We start from the raw sequence: 18286 nt of genomic DNA, 5'->3' as shown, positions 1-18286 counted from the left end.
CGGTATCAATTGGTCGACAGCACCAGTGGCACGCCGGGGCGATAGGCGAGGTGGACGTACGACGGGGCATCCAGCACGGCGTAGTCGGCTGTCGCGCCAAGCCGCAGGTGACCGACGTCCTCGCGGCGCAGTGACTGCGCACCGCCGGACGTCGCCGACCACAAGGCCTCGCGCGGCGTCATGCCCATCTCCCTGACGGCAAGAGCCACGCAGAACGGCATGGACGACGTGTAGGAGCTGCCGGGGTTGCAGTCCGTCGCGATCGAGACCGTCACGCCCGCATCGATCAGCCTCCGCGCGTCGGGGTAGGGATGACGGGTCGAGAACTCGACCCCCGGCAGGAGCCCGGCGACCGTCTGCGAACCCGCCAGCGCGTCGACGTCGGCATCGGACAGGTACGTGCAGTGGTCGGCCGCTGCGGCGTCGGCTCGACGGCGAGCTGGACTCCCGGGCCGAGTCCCAGCTGGTTGGCGTGGATCCGCGGCACCAGCCCCGCCGCCATCCCGGCCGTCAGCACGGTGCGCGCCTCATCGGCGCCGAAGGCTCCGTCGTCACAGAACACGTCGACCCACCGCGCGTGCGGCGCGCACCTCTGAAGCATCTCGCCCGTCACGAGCTCGACATATGAAGCAACATCGCTCTCAGCGGGCACGACGTGGGCGCCGAGGTAGGTCGTCTCGAACGTGAACTCGCGGGCAATTGCGAGCGACCGCGCCTCGTCGACGACTGTGAGCCCGTAGCCGCTCTTGATCTCGACCGTCGTCGTGCCCTGCGCCCGCATCTCGGCGAGGTGTCTGGCGACGTTGGCGGCCAGATCGTCGTCGCTCGCAGCGCGCGTCGCAGCGACCGTCGTCCGGATGCCTCCGGCCGCGTAGGGCTGTCCGCTCATGCGGGCCTCGAACTCAGCCGACCGGTCACCGGCGAAGACCAGGTGGGTGTGGGAGTCGACGAAGCCGGGAATGACTGTGGCGCCGCCGACGTCCTGCGCAGTGTCGGCGGACGGGGCGTCGGCCGACGCACCCAGCCAGGCAACCTGCCCGTCCTCGACGATCATGGCGGCGCCGTGACGGATCGGTTGCTCGTGCTCCCACGTGACGAGCTCGCCGATGTTGGTCAGCAGGTGCGAGGTCATGTGCGGCTCCAGCACGCCTCGATCGCCGTCCGCAGGCGATGAGCGACCTCGTCGCTGACGTTCCTTGAGCCTGTCGAAAGGACGTCCTCGCTCGTCGCCGACCACAGCACCTCGACCGAACCCGCCGTCCGCACGCTCTCGCCGACCTCGATCGGCGCCGGAACCGAAAAGCCCAACGACTCGTGGCCTACCGTCGTCGCCGCATCCCACAGCTGCCTGGCCGACCAGGCGCCACGCCTCCCCGACCGCAGTCGCTCATGCATCTCGACGGCACGCGCCTCGGCGAACATGTCGATCACGGTGTTGCTGTCCGAGCCGAGGGTCAACCGCGCACCGGCCTCGCGCAGAGCGACCGACGGGCCGATCCCGTCGGCGAGCTCAGCCTCGGTGGTGGGACAGAAACAGGCGTAGGACGATGCCGACCCCAGGATCTCGATGTCGGCGGACGTCAGGTGGGTGGCGTGCACCGCAGTCGTTCGCGGCGTCCAGGCACCTCCTTCGGCCAGGAGCGCGACCGGGGTCAGACCCGTGGCCGCCAGGCACTCGTCGTTCTCTGCTGGTTGCTCCGACACGTGGACGTGCAGCGGCGCTTCGGGCAGTGCCGACGCAACCGTGGCGAGCTGTTCTCGGGGCACCGCCCGCACCGAGTGGATCGCAGCACCGATCACGACGTCGTCGGCGCCTCGATACCGGTCGACAAGCGCCGAGACCCGAGCAGCCCAGGCGTCGGCGTCGCTGTCGGCGAACCTGGTCTGCACGCCCTCGGGCTTGCGACCCACTCCCGCGGTCAGGTAGCAGGTGTCGAGCAGGGCGATCCGCACTCCGGCGTCGCGCGCTGCGGCGATCAGCACCTCCCCCATGAGGTTGGGGTCGGCGTACGGGACCCCACCGCGTTGATGGTGCAGGTAGTGGAACTCGCCAACGGTTCGGACGCCGGCGAGGTACATCTCGGCATAGGTCGCAGCGGCCAGGTCGAACAAGGAGTCAGGATCGAGCACCTCGGCGAGCGCGTACATCTGCTCGCGCCACGTCCAGAACGACTCGGCTCCCACGACACGTCCTCGCAGCGCACGGTGGAAGACGTGGCTGTGGCAGTTGGCGAACGCCGGGACCGACCTCACGCGAGATCCTTGACCACGGAGACAAGCGCCCTGACCCCGGCCACACAGTCGGCCTCGCTGGCCCATTCCTGCGGCGAGTGCGAGATGCCTGTTGGATTGCGGACGAACAGCATCGCGGTCGGTACGTGGGCGCTCAGCACTCCCGCGTCGTGGCCCGCGCCAGTCGGCAGCACTGGCGCATCCAGCAACGTGGCCAGCTGATCGCGCAGCGCGGGAGCGAACTGGACGGCCGGGCTGTGGGACTCCTGGGTCAGCTCGACCGTGGTGCCGTCGGCCTGGGCGGCTGCTGCCGCCCTCGCCACCAAGGTCTCGACAAGTCGGTCGAGCGCGCCTTCGTCGGCGGCACGTGCGTCGAGCCAGGCTCGGACCCGCGACGGGATCGCGTTGGTGCCGCCCGGCTCGACCTCCAGACGGCCGAACGTCGCGCGCGCGTCAGCCTCGGTCGCGATCTCGCGGGCGGCCAGGACTGTCGCCGCGTAGGCCAGCATGGGGTCTCGGCGGTCGGCCATCTCGGTGGCACCCGCATGATTGGCCTCGCCGCAGAAGTCGAGCCGCCACCGACCGTGCGGCCAGATCGCGCTCGCCACCCCGACGGGCGAGTCGGAGTGCACGAGCGACCGGCCCTGCTCGACGTGCAGCTCGACGAAGGTCCCAATGTCAGCCATCCAGTCGGCTCGACCGACCGCACGCGGATCACGTCCGCGATCGACCAGCACCTCGGCCAACGTCAGCCCCTCCCGATCGCGCTGGGCCAGTGCGCGAGCCGGTTCGAGCACGCCAGCAGCAAGCTGCGAGCCGGCGCAGGCGATGCCGAACCGGGCGCCCTCCTCGTCGGCGAAGCTGGCCACGACCACCGGCCGCGACGGCACGAACCCCTCGGCTCGGAGCCGGTCGATCGCTGCGAAGCTCGAGGCAACACCCAACGGACCGTCGAAGGCGCCACCGTCGGGCACCGAGTCGAGGTGCGAACCCAGCAGCAGGGCGTCATCGCCCGTCCCCCACCAGGCCAGCTGGTTGCCGTTGCCGTCCTCGACGACCTCCATGCAACGCTCGGCCGCCTCGCCGACGAACCACTCGCGCAGCAGCATGTCGGCGTCGTTCCAGGCGAACCGCCGGTACCCGCCCGACGCCTTGTCGCGTCCGACACCGATGATCGCGTCGAGCATCGCTAGGCCCCTTCGACAGGCTCAAGGAGCGCAGCCGGAATGAGGGGCGCCTCGTTCATCGGCACGCGCAGGCCGCGCTGGTCGGCCACCTCGACCGCTCGGGGGTAGCCCGCGTCGACGTGCCTCATGACGCCGGTGCCCGGGTCGTTGACCAGCACCCGCTCGATCTTGCGGGCAGCAAGCTCCGACCCGTCGGCGACGATGACCTGGCCAGCATGGATCGAGCGTCCCATGCCCACGCCTCCGCCGTGGTGCAACGACACCCAGGTGGCGCCCGATGCGGTGTTGAGCAGCGCGTTGAGCAGCGGCCAGTCGGCGATCGCGTCCGAGCCGTCGGCCATCGCCTCGGTCTCGCGGTACGGCGAAGCGACCGAGCCGGAGTCGAGGTGGTCGCGGCCGATCACGACCGGTGCGCTGAGCTCGCCGGAGGCGACCATCTGGTTGAACTTCAACCCGGCCAGATGACGCTCCTGGTAGCCCAGCCAGCAGATGCGAGCGGGTAGCCCTTCGAAGTGGACCTTCTCCTGTGCCTGCGTGATCCAGCGGGCAAGGTGCTCGTCCTCGGGGAACAGCTCGAGGATCGCCCGATCGGTGGCCGCGATGTCGGCCGGATCGCCTGACAGGGCGGCCCACCGGAATGGTCCCTTGCCCTCGCAGAACAGCGGCCGGATGTATGCCGGCACGAAGCCCGGAAAGTCGAATGCCCGCTCGAAGCCACCCAGACGCGCCTCCTGGCGGATCGAGTTGCCGTAGTCGAACACCTCGGCCCCAGCGTCCATGAACCCGACCATCGCCCGCACGTGCTTGGTCATGGAGGCCCGGGACTTCTCGGTGAAGCCCTCCGGGTCGCGGTCCGCCTCGGCGTGCCAGTCGGCGACCGTGATGCCTTCGGGCAGATAGCTCAGTGGATCGTGGGCGCTGGTCTGGTCGGTGACGATGTCGATCGGCACGCCACGTTCGAGCAGCTCGGTGAAGACCGTCGCGGCATTGCCGACCAGGCCGACCGACAATGGACGGCGTTGCTGCTTGGCCGCCAGCACCCGCTCGACTGCCTCGTCGAGATCGGTGACGTACTCGTCGAGGTAGCCGTGCTTGACCCGTCGGTCGAGCCGCGTCTCGTCGACGTCGACGACCAGCGCGACCCCCTCGTTCATGGTGACCGCGAGCGGCTGCGCGCCGCCCATGCCGCCCGCCCCTCCCGTGAGGGTCAGGGTCCCGGCGAGTGTGCCGTTACAGTGCTCATGCCTGCCAGAGGCAGCGAACTTGCGAGCGACCGCGCCGAAGGTCTCGTAGGTCCCCTGCAGGATGCCCTGCGTGCCGATGTAGATCCACGATCCGGCGGTCATCTGGCCGTACATCGTGAGACCTTCGGCCTCGAGCTCGCGAAACTCCGGCCACGTGGCCCAGTCCCCCACCAGGTTGGAGTTGGCGATCAACACCCGCGGAGCCCACTCGTGGGTACGGAACACACCCACCGGCTTGCCTGACTGCACCAGGAGGGTCTCGTCGTCCTCGAGGTTCTCGAGTGTCCGAACGATCGCGTCGTACGCCTCCCAGCTGCGAGCCGCCTTGCCGGTTCCGCCGTAGACCACGAGGTCGTCGGGGCGCTCGGCCACCTCCGGATCGAGGTTGTTCATCAACATGCGCATCGGCGCCTCGGTCTGCCACGACTTGGCCGTCAGGGCAGTTCCTCGTGCTGCGCGAATCGTCCGACCGGTCATCTGTCCGTCTCCTTCTCCGTGTGGGCGTGCAGCAGCGCGCCGGACCGCACGAGGTCGGTCGCCGCTTCGATGTCGGGTGCCAGGTAGCGATCCGGGCCAGGACCCGCGACGTGCTGCCGCAGCAGGTCGATGGCCGCTCCGGTCGCTGCGGCTGGTCGAAGCGGCGCTCTCAGCTCGATCCCTCGCGCTGCGGTGAGGATCTCGATGGCGAGCACCCGCGTCAGCAGATCGACCGACGTCCGCAGCTTGCGGGCGGCCGACCAGCCCATCGACACGTGGTCCTCCTGCATCGCGCTCGACGGGATCGAGTCGACGCTCGCCGGTACGGCCAGCCGCTTGAGCTCGGAGACCATCGCCGCTTGGGTGTACTGCGCGATCATGTGCCCCGAGTCCACTCCGGGATCATCGGCCAGGAACGGCGGCAGGCCCTGGCTGCGCGAAGCATCGAGGAACCGGTCGGTGCGTCGTTCGCTCATGCTGGCGACGTCGGCGATCGGGATCGCGAGGAAGTCCAGCACGTAGGCCAACGGTGCCCCGTGGAAGTTCCCGTGCGACTCGATCCGGCCATCGGCCAGCACGGATGGATTGTCGATCGCGGCGCTGAGCCGCGTCCCGCGACGACCGCAGCGTGATCGAGGGTGTCGCGGGCAGCGCCGTGCACCTGCGGCGCGCACCGCAACGAGTAGGCGTCCTGCACCCGACCGTCGCCGATCCGGTGGCTTGCCACGATCGGTGATCCGGCGAGCAGGTCGGTCATGTTCGCCGCCGACACGGCCTGCCCCGGATGCGGGCGCAGTGCCTGAAGATCGGGCGCGAGCACCCGGTCGGTGGCGAGCAGACCTTCGATGCTCATCGCCGCCGCCAGATCTGCGGTGTCGAGCAACCGGTGCAGGTCGTGCAGGGCCAGCACCAGCATGCCGAGCATCCCGTCCGTCCCGTTGATCAGGGCGAGTCCCTCCTTCTCGGCGAGCTCGACCGGGGCGAGACCGTGGGCCGCCAGCGCTTCGGCCGCGGGGCGCAGCGTGCCGTGATCGTCGACCTGCCCCTCACCCATCACGGCCAGGGCGCAGTGCGCCAACGGCGCGAGGTCGCCGGAGCAGCCGAGACTGCCGTACTCGTGCACGACCGGCGTCAGGCCAGCGTTCAGCATCGCCGCATAGGCCTCCGCCGTCTCGAGGCGTACCCCGGTGTGGCCGCTCGCCAGGGTCGACAGCCGCAGCAGCATCAGCGCGCGGACCACCTCGTCCTCGACCCGAGGACCGCTGCCCGCGGCGTGCGAACGGATCAGGCTCTTCTGCAGCTGGGTCCGCAACGCCGGTTCGATGTGGCGGGTCGCGAGGGCACCGAAGCCGGTCGAGATGCCGTAGACCGCCACATCGGATGCCGCGAGCGCATCGACGTACGAACGGGCTCGGCCGACCGCCTGACAGGCATCCGGGCTCAGCTCGACCTTCTCCCCGTACCGAGCCACCCGGACGACGTCCTCCGGGCTGATGGCACCGGTTCCCACCTCGACTGTCATGTCTTCATTGGACTCCTGCCGGGTCGGGTCGCGCTACGTCCCAGCAGGCAAATTCGTCTCGGATACGAGACACTCGGACATGGCCAGAACCGTTCCCGCCGCCACGGCGGCACTTCGCACCTTGCGGTTCCTGTCGGGCCAACCCGTTCCCGTCGCCGCCGCACGCATCGCCGAGGCGCTCGACCTGCCCCGCTCGTCGACCTATCACCTGCTGACCGCGATGGCCGACGAGGGCTTCGTCGTGCACTATCCCGACGACCGCACGTGGGGAATCGGCATCGCGGCCTGGGAGGTCGGCCATGGGTTCGCCCGCCAAGAGCCACTGGCCAGGCTCGCCCGCATTCCGCTGGCCAGGCTCGTCGACCAGGTCGGCGAGTCGGCACACCTGGTCGTGCTCCACGGCACCGACGTCCTCTACGTCATCGAGGAGCGCGCTCCGTCGCGTCCACCCCTCGTCACCGCGGTCGGCGTACGACTCCCGGCCCACCTGACCGCGTCCGGGCGGGCGATCCTGGCGTCCTTGCCTTCCTCACAGATCACGGCGCTGTACCCGCACCGCGATGCGTTCACGTCCCGTACCGGAGCCGGTCCCACCTCGCCGACCGAGCTGCGCCGCCTGCTGGCGACGACTCGCCAGCGCGGCTACGCGACCGAGGACGGCGAGGTCACGGCCGGCTTCGCCTCCGTCGCGGCGCCGATCGAGGCCGGCACGATCCATGCCTCGGTCGCCGTCACCTGGAGCACGCACGTGCCCGTCGACGACCTCAGCGAAGCGGTGAGGAGCACCGCCGCCGAGATCACCCGCCGGCTCCTGCCCTGACCCGCCACGAGTGACTTCCACGCCTGCGCCTCGTTGGGCCTTCTAAGACATTCGTCTCAGAAGCCGAGGAGCAGCATGCCCCGATTCCGTCAGGCGCTGGTCGCCACCGCGACCGCCGCCCTCGCCACCAGCGTCCTCACCGCGACCGCCCAGACCGCCGAGGCAGCCCCCACGGTCCGGGTCACCGCGCTGAACTTCAAGGTCAGGATCGGACCCACGGGAGCCCAGACCTGCAACATCGTCGGCGATCTCTACGTCCCCCTCGACCGCCACGGCCAAGAAGCGGGTGCCGGCGATCCTGACGACCAACGGATTCGGCGGGTCCAAGGCTGATCAGGCCGGGATCGGCAAGGCCTTCGCCCGCCGGGGATACGTCGTGCTGTCGTACTCCGGTCTCGGCTTCGGCGGATCCGGGTGCAAGATCACCCTCGACGATCCTGACTACGACGGACGTGCCGCCAGCCAGCTCGTCAGCTTCCTCGGCGGGAAGTCCGGCATCGCCTTCAAGGACGCCAAGCACACCGTGGCTGCGCCGACGCTCAAGATCGTCCGACGCGACAAGCGCGATCACGCGGGCAAGAAGAGAGCCAACGACCCCCGCGTCGGCATGGTCGGCGGATCCTACGGCGGTCAGGTGCAGTACGCCGCCGCAGCGGTCGACAAGCGGATCGACACGATCGTCCCGCTGATCACCTGGAACGACCTGTCGTACTCGCTGTCGCCCAACAACACCTCTCAGACGTCCGGCGTCAGCACCGCGACCCCAGGAGCGGCCAAGCTCGTCTGGGCACTCGGGTTCTCCGGGCTCGGCGTCGTGAACGGGCTGAACAACCTGCCCGCCGACCCGAGCCGCATCGTGGGTTGCCCGAACTTCGCCACCTTCGTCTGCCCCGCTTTGGTGACCGCCGCCGTCACAGGCAGCCTCGACGCGACCTCGATCGCCCATCTGCGGCATGCCTCCGTCGCGAGCTACATCAAGAGGGTCACCATCCCGACCCTCGTGATCCAGGGCCAGAACGACACCCTGTTCAACCTGAACGAAGGCGCTGCGACCTACACCGCCCTGCGCAAGCAGCGCACCACGACCAAGATGATCTGGATCAACGGCGGTCACTCCGGCGCCAACGCTCCTGGCGAGCTCGACTTCAAGACTGTCAACCCGGCCAACCAGCACGTCGCCAAACGCGTCGCCACCTGGTTCGACCGCTACCTCAAGGGCAAAAAAGTTCACACGGGACCGCAGTTCTCGTACTTCCGGAACTGGGTCAAGTACAGCGGCATCGCGACGCCGGCCTACGCGAGCGCCTCGACGTATCCCGTCGGCAAGGCCACGACGTACTACCTGTCAGGCACGTCGCTGCGAGCCACCACCGCCGGCATCGCGCCCGGGAAGCAGAGCTTCCTGACTCCCGTCGCGGGGCTGCCGACGTCGACCGATCCGCTCGACGTCATCGGCAGCTCGCTCCCCCTCCCGGAGGTCGACCTGCCCGGAACGTTCGCGACCTGGACGGGCACCCCGCTGACCCGCAACCTCGACGTCGTCGGAAGCCCCAGCCTGCGGCTGAAGGTCGATGCGCCGAGCACTGCCTTGACCCAGGGGGCCGGCCCGAACGGGCAGCTCGTGCTGTTCGTCAAGCTGCTTGACGTCGACGCCGCGGGCAAGGCCCGGTTCATCCGCAACCTGGTCGCACCGGTGAGGGTGGCCGACGCGTCGAAGCCGTTCACCGTGCGACTGCCCGGCATCGTGCACCGGTTCGCCAAGGGGCACTCGGTCAGGCTCGTCGTCGCGGGCGGCTCCACCAACTATCGCGGCGGCCTGACGGCCCACCCGGTCCAGGTGACGACCGGCTCGGCCGCACAGGCCCTGACCCTCCCCGTCGTCAAGTAGGCCGCGGGGGTCAGACGTCGCGCTTGGTGAGCAGCCACCAGGCCAGCGCACTCACGACGCCGACCTCTGCCAGCATCACGCCGTAGCCCGTCCAAGCATCCAACGAGTTCGGATTGAACGAGACCGGCGAGACGAGGGAGTCGGCAGCGTTGCCGGGCATCAGCTTGGCGATCCACTCGCCGAGCTCGCCGGGGATCAGCATGACCATCGTGCCCACCACGAAGACCGTCGCCAGAACGATCGAGATGGCGGCCGCGGTGTGCCGCACCAGGAAACCTACCGACATGGCCAGCAGCGCCAGCGTCGCGATGTACAGACCGCTGCCGTACATCGAACGGGCGACCGGGCCTTCGAGTGCCAGGCCGATCCCCTCACGGTCGAGGAAGTAGTTGCCACCGACGTAGCCCAGCAGTGCCGTCAGCGTGCTGACCACGAACAGGACGCTGCACACCACGACCGCCTTGGCCAGGAAGACCGTGCCCCGCTTCGGCACCGCCGCGAACGACGTGCGGATCATCCCTGAGCCGTACTCCGACGTCACCGCCAGGGCGCCCACGATCACCGCGCACACCTGGGCGATCATCATGCCCCAGGTGATGAACGATGCTGCGGACTCGTCGGCCTCGTCGCTGGCGAGCCAATCGGCGTTGCCCCAGCAGATCACAGTCGTCAGGCCAGCGCCCAGGACCACGAGGGCAGCCATGGTCCACCACGTCGACCGCACCGACCAGAGCTTTGACCCATTCGGGGCGCACTGCCTGGGCGAATCCGACCTGTTCTGCCTTCGTGGCGACGGACGCCACCGCTGTCTGAGTACTCATCGTGATGCCTTCTCTCCCGCGGTCCCTGAGCTTGTCGAAGGGGCGGCAGCCTTCGCGTGATACTCCACGCTGTCGGCCGTCAGCTCCATGAACGCGTCCTCGAGCGAGGAACGCACGAGGGTCAGCCGTGCAGCAGCAGACCGTGCGAGCCGATCAGCTCGCCGATCGCCGGGGCGTCGAGGCCCTGGACTCGCAGCTCGTCACCGGCGCGATCGACGTCGAGGCCGTGCCGGTCCAGCAGCACCTCGACGTCCGAGGTCTGCGGCGCCTTGACCCGGACGTACGAGGCCGCGTGGTCGACCATGAACTGCTGCATCGAGCAGTCGGCCAGGATCTGTCCTCGCCCGATGACGATCAGGTGGTCGGCCATCAAGGCCATCTCCGACATCAGGTGGCTGGAGATGAAGACCGTCCGCCCCTCGTCGGCGAGCTGTCGGGCGAGCTGACGGACCCAGCGGATCCCCTCGGGATCGAGGCCGTTGACCGGCTCGTCCAGGATCACGACCGGAGGATCACCGATCAGGGCCGCCGCGATGCCGAGCCGCTGCCCCATGCCGAGGGAGAAGCGGCCGGCGCGCTGCCCGGCGACGCTGTCGAGCCCGACCAGCTCTAGGACCTCGCCTACTCGTGTCGTGGGGATCCCGTTGCTGGCAGCCATCCAGCGCAGGTGGTCGCGGGCCGAACGTCCGGGGTGGATTGCCTTGGCCTCCAGCAGCGCGCCGACCTCCCGGAGCGGGGCCGGCGATGTCGCATAGCGGTGGCCGTTGACGGTCACTGACCCTTTGGTCGGGGCGTCCAGCCCGAGCGTCATCCGCATCGTGGTGGACTTGCCGGCGCCGTTGGGCCCGAGGAATCCGGTCACCCTGCCGGGCTCGACCGTGAAGTCGATGTCATTGACGGCTTGCTTGCCACCAAATGTCTTAGTCAGTCCCTGGGCCCGGATCATGCCGACCGCCGCCTGCGATGTGTTGTGGTCATGGCTCCACCTTCGGGCGAGAGGCTGGTGCCGGGCATCGGGGAACCACCCGTGCTGCCCCCTGATTGAACCCTGACTGATCGCTACTCGTCCATGGGCAGTGGTTGATAGGTAACTTGGACCCATGAGCGGCGACAACCCCGGAAGCGCGCAGTGGCGACATGCCGCCCGCGAGAACCTGTTGGCCTTTGCACGCCGCTCGAAGCGGCCAGAAGGTGGATTCGTCTGGCTCGACGACGACGGTCTGCCCGATCCCGAGAAGCAGCTCGAGCTGTGGATCAACGCCCGCATGACCTACGTGTTCTCCCTCGCCCACCTGGCGGGCGAGGCCGAGAGCCTCGACCTGGCCACGCACGGTGTCGAGGCGCTGTCGACGGCGTTCCACGACGATGCGCACGGTGGTTGGTACGACGAAGTGACGTTCGACGGCACGCCTGTTGATCGCGACAAGCGGTGCTATGGCCATTCGTTCGTGCTGCTGGCCGCCGCGACCGCCTCGGCTGCTGGCGTCGACGGCGCGGCCGCACTGCTGACGGATGCGTCACGCATCCACACCCAGCACTTCTGGGACCGGTCGAACGGACGTTGCGTCGAGGAGGTCAGCGAGGACTGGTCGGTCGTCGACCCGTACCGCGGCGCCAACAGCAACATGCACGCGGTCGAGGCCTACCTCGTCACCGGCGACGTGACGGGCGACCCAGTCTGGCACCGACGGGCGTTGTCGATCTGTGAACGAATCATCGGCATCCACGCCCGTGGTCACGGCTGGCGCATCCCCGAGCACTACGACCACGACTGGACGCCGGTCCCCACGTACAACGAGGAACGCCCTGCCGACCCGTTCCGACCCTTCGGCGCGACGCCCGGGCATGCTTTCGAGTGGTCGCGGCTGATCGTGCAGCTCGCCGCGGGTCTCGACGAGCCGCGCCCGTGGATGCTGGAGGCCGCGGAGGCGTTGTTCGCGCGTGCCGTCGACGACACGATGCGCGATGACACTCCGGGCCTGGCCTACACGACGGCTGGTCGGGTGAGCCGATCGTCCGGGAGCGCTTCCACTGGGTGCTGGCCGAGGCGGTGCTGGCGGCCGAGGCGTTGCACGACTACACGGGCTCGGCACGCTACACCGGTTTCGCGAGCCGTTGGTGGGCCGAGATCGACGAGCACTTCGTCGACGACGCGACCGGGTCGTGGCACCACGCGCTGTCACCGTCGATGGCCCCATCGACGCGCACCTGGCGTGGCAAGCCGGATGCGTATCACGCGTTCAACGCGCTGACCTTCCCCGATCTGCCGCTCGCACCGAGTGCGGCCTTGACGATCAGGACGGCGACATGACGGTCCTGGTCATCGGGGAGGCACTGGTCGACGTGGTCGAGTCGTCGGCGCATGCGGGCGGATCGCCGTTCAACGTCGCCGTCGGACTGGCTCGCCTCGAGGTGGGGACGGTGCTCGCGGCGCAGATCGCCGACGACCCGTACGGAAACGTGCTGCGCGAGGAGCTGCACCTGTCCGACGTCGACCTCGACCGGTTGTCGCCGGAGCCTGGGCGGACGTCGAGCGCGGTCGTGACGCTGGCCGCCGACGGCAGCGCGTCGTACGAGTTCGACCTGACCTGGAACCCTGACGAGCCGCCAGATCCTGCGACCTTCGAGGCGGTCCACGTCGGATCGCTGGGGACGGTGCTCGAGCCCGGTGCGGAGCTCGTCGCCGATCTCGTGGTCAGTGCGGACGCACTCGGCATCCCGGTGTCGTTCGATCCCAACATCCGGCTAACCGTCGAGCCCGACGCTGGCCGGTGGAGGCAGGTCTTCGACAGGATCTGGCCGTACGTGTCGATCCTCAAGCTCAGCGACGAGGATGCGGCCGTGCTGTTTCCCGACGAGGATCCTGCCGATCTCGTGCGCCGGTTGGCCGCAGACCACGGGATCGTCGCGGTCACCCTCGGCGGCGAGGGAGCCGTCATCGCAGGGGGCGGCGGATTCGCCACGGTGCCGCCGGCCGATGTGCGGGTCGTCGACACGATCGGCGCCGGCGACTCGTTCATGGCAGCGATGCTCGCGTGGTCGGCGACCTACGACTGGCCAGCAGGCAACGACTCGACACGACCGAGCTGCGTGATCTGGCGATGTACGCCGCCAGCGCGGCAGCGATCACCTGCTCACGGCCAGGTGCCGACCCGCCGACGCTCCGCGACCTGACGCCCTAGACCTGCGCCGTCGAGACCTGCGCCGTCGGCCGGGCGCCACGCACCGCCACACACCGGGCGGCAGCCTCGGCCCCGGCCTGCAGCGATTCTTCCGGGTCCTTGCCGGTGACCCAGCGGCTGAGGAATCCGGCGGCAAAGGCGTCTCCGGCACCCACGGTGTCGACCACGTCAGCGGCCACCGCTGCCACCTTGGCGCCGGCGAACGTCGCCCCCTGTGCGCCCAGCGTCAGGACGACACCGTCGCCCGTCAGCTGCAGAAAGCGCTGCTCGTCCTCGTTGGGCAGCACCAGATCGGCACCCGTCAGCCAGCCCAGCACGGTGTCACGGCCTGCAGCCTCCAGGAAGCCCAGCGAGCTCGGGTCGATGCTGACCCCGACACCACGTCGTCGGGCCTCGTCGACCAGCCCCACGACGACCGGCCGCACCCCGTCGTCGAAGAACGAGTAGCCCGTCAGGTGCAGCCAGGTCACGCCGTCCCAGACGTCGTCCGGGACGTGCTCCGCAGTCAGCGTCGTGTTGGCGGCCCGGTCGACGTACATCGTGCGGTCGGCTGCGTCGTCGAGGGTCAGCACGATCGTCGCGGTCGGCAGGTCCGGGTCTCCCGTGATGTGGGTGTCCACCCCGTACGCCTCCAACGCCGCCCCGTGACGTGCGACGGCATCGGCGCCACAGCGTCCGACGAAGCGGACCGGCGCATCGAGGTGGCCGAGCCAGGCCGCGACGTTGGCCGCCGAGCCGCCGGGCGTCATCCGGATCTCGGAGACAGTGTCGCTGGCGGGATTGATCGTGCCGAGCGGACGCACGCCGACGTCGTCGACCAGGTCGCCGACGACCAGGATCACAGCGCCGTCCTCATCGGGACGACCAGGACAGGGCGATCTCGCCGGCGACCCGGATGTTGTTCTCGGCGATCTTGAGGTTGACCGCGAGGCTGTCGCCGTCGGTCAGGCCGACGATCGTCTGCAGCAGGAACGGGGTCACGTCCTTGCCCGACAGGCCCTTCTCGTCGGCCATGAGCAGGGCGTCGGTGAGCGCCCGGTCGTGCACCGCCGGGTCGAGCTGATCCTGGACGGGCAGCGGGTTCGCGACCAGGATCGCGGCGTCCTGACCCAGCGCGTCGCGCGAGACCATGACGTCGGCGACGGACTTCGCGTCCGGGACCGACCAGTCGAGCTCGTAGCCCGAGTCGGTCAACCAGAAGCTCGGGAACTTGTCGGTGCCGTAGCCCAGCACGACGACGCTGAGCGACTCCAGCCGTTCGAGCGTCGCGGGGATGTCGAGGATCGACTTCACGCCTGCCGACACGACCGTGATCGGCACCTTCGACAGGACCGTCAGGTCGGCGGACTCGTCGAAGGTCTCGTTGGCTCCGCGGTGCACGCCGCCGAGTCCGCCCGTGGCGAAGACCCGGATCCCGGCAAGGTCGGCGATGTACGAGGTTGCGGCGACAGTCGTCGCGCCGCTGCCGCCACGTGCCAGCGCGATCGGGAGGTCGCGGACGCTCAGCTTGGGGATGTCCTCGTTGGCAACCCGCACGAGCTCGTCGTCGGTGAGTCCGGCCTTGAGCTGGCCGTCGAGCACTGCGATCGTGGCGGGGACGACGCCCATCTCGGTCAGCAACGCCTCGAACCGGCGAGCGGCGGCCAAGTTGTCGGGCCGGGGCAGACCGTGCGAGATGATCGTCGACTCGAGTGCGACAACGGGCCACCCTTCGTCGAGGGCGGACTGGACGGCGGGCGAGATGCTCAGAGGAATCGTCACATCGCCACCCTAGCGAGGCGGTGGATCCGCAACCTCATTCCGCCGACGCGGTGGTTTATCAACCTCATTTCGCCGAATGAGGTCTCAGATCCACCGGCTCAAGGGGAGACCAGACCGATGAGGTTGCGGATGCACCGCGCCGGCGGGCTAGATGTCGGTGCGGTGGAAGTTCGCGTGCGACCGGGACGCCGTCGGGCCGCGCTGACCCTGGTACCGGGAACCGTACTTCGCCGAGCCGTACGGGTTCTCAGCCGGCGACGTGAGCTTGAAGTAGCAGACCTGACCGATCTTCATGCCCGGGTACAGCTTGATCGGCAACGTCGCGACGTTCGCGAGCTCGAGCGTCACGTGCCCGGAGAAGCCGGGGTCGATGAATCCAGCGGTCGAGTGCGTCATGAGGCCGAGCCGTCCCAGGGAGGACTTGCCTTCCAGCCGGGCTGCGATGTCATCGGGCAGCGTGACGGCTCGTACGTCGAGCCCAGCACGAACTCGCCCGGATGCAGGATGAACGCATCGTCTCCGTCGACCTCGATCTCGCGAGTCAGGTCGGACTGATCTGCGGCCGGGTCGATGTGCGGGTACTTGTGGTTGTCGAAGACCCGGAAGAACTTGTCGAGCCGCACGTCGATGCTCGACGGCTGGATCATGCCGGGGTCGAAGGGATCGAGCGCAATGCGGCCTGCGTCGATCTCGGCAAGGATGTCGCGGTCGGAGAGGAGCACGGTCGGAATTATCGCACAGTAAAGTCGCCCCATGGAAAGGCCGATTCGCTCCTCGAACACCCTCGAGCTTCGCCGGGACGACCTCACCGGGCTGCAGGTGCGAGCCCTGCTCGAGGAGCATCTCGCCGAGATGGCCTCGCACACGCCGGCCGAGAGCGTCCACGCCCTGCCGGTCGAGCAGCTGGCCGGTCCGGGCATCACGTTCTGGAGCCTGTGGTCCGGCGATCAGCTGGCTGGGTGCGGGGCGCTCAAACAGCTTGATCCGAGCCACGCCGAGATTAAGTCGATGCGCACCACGACCCAGTTCCGCGGGCAGGGGCTCGGGGCCGAGCTGCTGCTACGCCTGCTCGCCGAGGCACGACGGCTCGGCTACTCCCGGGTGAGCCTTGAGACCGGCACGAACGACCCCTTCATCCCGGCCCGAAGGCTGTACGCCAGGCACGGATTCGTGGAGTGTGAGCCCTTTGCCGACTACGTCCTCGACCCGTGGAGCGTCTTCATGACCCTCGACGTGTCAGGGCAGGGCGAACGGGAGCCTGATACCGGCCAGGGCACCTAAGCAGGCACATCCCCGGTCATCCCAAGGCGAGAGATGACGTCGGCAAGCCCTTCCTTGAGCGTGTCCGTGTGCGCGGCGAAGACGTCCAAGGTGGAGACCCGATCCGTCGATCACGGCGATGTCGGGGCGGACGGGCTTAGTCATGGCGACAGGATCACAGTTGCCGGGCCGCATGACGCGGCAGACCTGGCCCGTTAGGCTGGACAACGGCGCCTGCGGGCGTCACGCCGATGTAGCTCAATGGCAGAGCGCTTGCTTCCCAAGCAAGATACGCGGGTTCGATTCCCGTCATCGGCTCCGAGCGAAGCGAGGCGCCGGGGGCGGGGATCGAGTGGGCCCCACCAGCGCGGCGCAGCCGCCGGCGAGGGACCCCGTCATCGGCTCCACGTTTGCGCAGGTCAGAAGGCCTGAATTTGAACGTTCGCACACCCCCGGACGGGCTGACATCTTCGCTGCACCATTCGTATGGGCCGCCATCCGACGCCTTAGGTGTGCGGGTGCCTGCGTACATGGAGTCCGCGAAACGAGTCATCAGGCGCCTCAGTATCAGGACAAGCTACTACGGGTGGCCCACTCTACGCCTCACGCAATCACGGGACCACCGTGAAAATGCCCTCGCAGCCGTCAGGTCGAAGTCGAGCCGATCGTTCTAGGTTGCGAGTCACTGTCGACGTCGACCCATGGCGCGCTACCCAATTCTTTACTACCTCGCAGATCTCGTCGACGAAGAGGCTGGCTGTGATCCAGAAGATGACCTCGTCGTCGTCCTTCTTCGTCGTCAGCCAGTGCAGTGTGACGGCCTGCTTGGGATCAGGCGTGACGAATGCGATGCGAGTGCTGTCGACTTTGTGCGGCAGCCCGCTGCCCTGATGCAGAAGCGAGCACCGAAATCCATAGATCAGCTGAGCGTCCTCCCGGCTGTCCCCCCCCGTGTTCACAAAGCCAGGCGATGGTCTTCGGCCCGGTGGCGCGGCCATTCTCAGAGCCGACTGCGGCGCAAATGTCGGGAAGGGTCAAGCAGATGACGAGCGCGGGGAAGAACAGGTCCGCGTTGATCGCTGCTTGAGCCTGGTCAATCATCGTCAGCAGCGTGTCGATGGGGTCCCCATCGTTTGGAGGCTCTGTGGTTGCCCCTTCGTAAGCGAAGAATGGGCCTTCCGGATTGCCGACGAAGTTGGCACGGCCCTCACGGCTGCCCAGCAGCACCCTAATTTCCGAGCCGATCTCGCCAGGTCGAACTGGCCTGTCATTCATCGCCGCAGACTAGCGGCGGTCAGTCTCGCGCGTGGCGACTACGGCTGATCTCAGACCATGTCCCATCCATCGTCAGGGAGCCGTGACGGCGTGCAGATCGGAACGTCGCCCAGGGTGAGTACCCAGTCCCGTTCTCCCAGTTGACGCCCGAGTTCGTAGGCGCGTTCACACGCTGCTTGCTCATCAGTGTCAATTCGATTGATCTCAAGGACTCGGCCGTCTTGGCCCATTTGCACGTAGTTCATGACCTGAATCTAGGAGAGGTCGGCCAGCATTCCCAGGTTTTCGTTAAGTACTTACATGTGGGGTCAGTAGCGATATTGGTGACGTAAACCAGCGACTACTACCCCTCCGAAGGGGATTCCGGTAAGGCATGCTGTGGGCATGAACTGGGGCCAACTCGCCATAAGCGTGATAGTCGTCGTCATCACCATCGCCGCCAACGGGCTCTACAACCATATGCGCGAGAGGCGCGAGTGGCGACGACAGGCTCGGATTGCGCTGGAGCGCTATCACCTAGGACTCAACGACTGGTCGCTCGACTGTCACGCTGCCTTTATCTCCGATTTGGATCGCCCTCTATTCAGGCACTCGATAGAGAGTGTGCACGATGCTCG

15 protein-coding genes, 1 tRNA gene and 3 pseudogenes are annotated in these 18286 nt (G+C 68.2%); 7 read left to right on the top strand and 12 right to left on the bottom strand.

From position 1 onward, the window contains the following. Window positions 1–5: 5 nt before the first annotated feature. From ACHMWU_RS28570 to hutH, 6 genes and pseudogenes are all read right to left on the bottom strand, one after another. Window positions 6–371, bottom strand: a complete 366-nt coding sequence (locus ACHMWU_RS28570; RefSeq protein ID WP_396049266.1) for an amidohydrolase family protein — start codon at window positions 369–371, stop codon at window positions 6–8. Beyond that, on the bottom strand, window positions 287–1132 hold the full coding sequence (locus tag ACHMWU_RS28565; protein ID WP_396048864.1) for a hypothetical protein: 846 nt from the start codon (window positions 1130–1132) through the stop codon (window positions 287–289). The genes ACHMWU_RS28570 and ACHMWU_RS28565 overlap by 85 nt, the downstream gene beginning before the upstream one ends. Beyond that, complete coding sequence (locus tag ACHMWU_RS28560) at window positions 1129–2253, bottom strand: formimidoylglutamate deiminase (RefSeq protein ID WP_396048863.1); 1125 nt, start codon at window positions 2251–2253, stop codon at window positions 1129–1131. The genes ACHMWU_RS28565 and ACHMWU_RS28560 overlap by 4 nt, the downstream gene beginning before the upstream one ends. Then, window positions 2250–3419: an allantoate amidohydrolase gene (locus ACHMWU_RS28555; protein ID WP_396048862.1), complete on the bottom strand. Its 1170-nt coding sequence runs from the start codon at window positions 3417–3419 to the stop codon at window positions 2250–2252. The genes ACHMWU_RS28560 and ACHMWU_RS28555 overlap by 4 nt, the downstream gene beginning before the upstream one ends. 2 nt (window positions 3420–3421) lie before the next feature. Then, window positions 3422–5140: a urocanate hydratase gene (gene hutU / locus ACHMWU_RS28550; RefSeq protein ID WP_396048861.1), complete on the bottom strand. Its 1719-nt coding sequence runs from the start codon at window positions 5138–5140 to the stop codon at window positions 3422–3424. After that, window positions 5137–6662: pseudogene (gene hutH / locus ACHMWU_RS28545) on the bottom strand (histidine ammonia-lyase). Before hutH ends, hutU begins: the two are co-directional and overlap by 4 nt. Before the next feature lie 79 nt (window positions 6663–6741). Between hutH and ACHMWU_RS28540 the strand changes: the two are divergent. The 3 genes from ACHMWU_RS28540 to ACHMWU_RS28530 all read left to right on the top strand — a co-directional run bounded on the left by ACHMWU_RS28540 (window position 6742) and on the right by ACHMWU_RS28530 (window position 9370). Then, complete coding sequence (locus ACHMWU_RS28540; RefSeq protein ID WP_396048859.1) at window positions 6742–7482, top strand: IclR family transcriptional regulator; 741 nt, start codon at window positions 6742–6744, stop codon at window positions 7480–7482. A 75-nt stretch (window positions 7483–7557) separates the two neighbouring features. Next, window positions 7558–7815 (top strand): hypothetical protein, encoded by a 258-nt coding sequence (locus ACHMWU_RS28535; RefSeq protein WP_396048857.1) that lies wholly within the window; start codon window positions 7558–7560, stop codon window positions 7813–7815. After that, the gene (locus ACHMWU_RS28530) at window positions 7769–9370 is read left to right on the top strand and encodes a CocE/NonD family hydrolase (protein ID WP_396048856.1); all 1602 of its coding nucleotides are present in this window, start codon (window positions 7769–7771) and stop codon (window positions 9368–9370) included. The genes ACHMWU_RS28535 and ACHMWU_RS28530 overlap by 47 nt, the downstream gene beginning before the upstream one ends. 10 nt (window positions 9371–9380) lie before the next feature. Here ACHMWU_RS28530 and ACHMWU_RS28525 read toward each other — a convergent pair whose 3' ends face one another. Then, entirely contained in the window at window positions 9381–10073 is a 693-nt protein-coding gene (locus ACHMWU_RS28525; RefSeq protein WP_396048855.1) for an ABC transporter permease, read from the bottom strand. Between the two features lie 239 nt (window positions 10074–10312). Next, the gene (locus tag ACHMWU_RS28520; RefSeq protein ID WP_396048854.1) at window positions 10313–11137 is read right to left on the bottom strand and encodes an ABC transporter ATP-binding protein; all 825 of its coding nucleotides are present in this window, start codon (window positions 11135–11137) and stop codon (window positions 10313–10315) included. Window positions 11138–11291: 154 nt separating this feature from the next. Between ACHMWU_RS28520 and ACHMWU_RS28515 the strand changes: the two are divergent. Then, window positions 11292–12502, top strand: a pseudogene (locus ACHMWU_RS28515) (AGE family epimerase/isomerase). Beyond that, window positions 12499–13365, top strand: a complete 867-nt coding sequence (locus tag ACHMWU_RS28510; RefSeq protein ID WP_396048853.1) for a carbohydrate kinase — start codon at window positions 12499–12501, stop codon at window positions 13363–13365. The pseudogene ACHMWU_RS28515 and the gene ACHMWU_RS28510 overlap by 4 nt, the downstream one beginning before the upstream one ends. A gap of 4 nt (window positions 13366–13369) precedes the next feature. On the opposite strand, the gene ACHMWU_RS28505 is transcribed toward ACHMWU_RS28510, so the two are convergent. From ACHMWU_RS28505 to dcd, 3 genes and pseudogenes are all read right to left on the bottom strand, one after another. Next, window positions 13370–14215 (bottom strand): carbohydrate kinase family protein, encoded by an 846-nt coding sequence (locus tag ACHMWU_RS28505; protein ID WP_396048852.1) that lies wholly within the window; start codon window positions 14213–14215, stop codon window positions 13370–13372. Between the two features lie 10 nt (window positions 14216–14225). Continuing rightward, the gene (locus ACHMWU_RS28500; protein ID WP_396048851.1) at window positions 14226–15134 is read right to left on the bottom strand and encodes a pseudouridine-5'-phosphate glycosidase; all 909 of its coding nucleotides are present in this window, start codon (window positions 15132–15134) and stop codon (window positions 14226–14228) included. Window positions 15135–15281: 147 nt separating this feature from the next. Further along, window positions 15282–15856 (bottom strand): annotated as a pseudogene (gene dcd / locus ACHMWU_RS28495) (dCTP deaminase). Between the two features lie 31 nt (window positions 15857–15887). Here dcd and ACHMWU_RS28490 point away from each other — a divergent pair. Both ACHMWU_RS28490 and ACHMWU_RS28485 read left to right on the top strand, forming a co-directional pair. Then, window positions 15888–16415 (top strand): GNAT family N-acetyltransferase, encoded by a 528-nt coding sequence (locus tag ACHMWU_RS28490; RefSeq protein WP_396048849.1) that lies wholly within the window; start codon window positions 15888–15890, stop codon window positions 16413–16415. Window positions 16416–16641: 226 nt separating this feature from the next. Then, window positions 16642–16712: transfer RNA gene (locus tag ACHMWU_RS28485), tRNA-Gly, on the top strand. A 513-nt stretch (window positions 16713–17225) separates the two neighbouring features. Here ACHMWU_RS28485 and ACHMWU_RS28480 read toward each other — a convergent pair. Beyond that, entirely contained in the window at window positions 17226–17669 is a 444-nt protein-coding gene (locus ACHMWU_RS28480; protein WP_396048848.1) for a hypothetical protein, read from the bottom strand. Window positions 17670–18286: the final 617 nt, after the last annotated feature.

This window comes from Aeromicrobium sp. UC242_57, assembly GCF_044452305.1.
In the GTDB taxonomy this organism is placed as follows: domain Bacteria; phylum Actinomycetota; class Actinomycetes; order Propionibacteriales; family Nocardioidaceae; genus Aeromicrobium.
The sequence above is the reverse complement of the archived record's forward strand: the minus strand, read 5'-3'. Positions and strand labels throughout refer to the sequence as shown.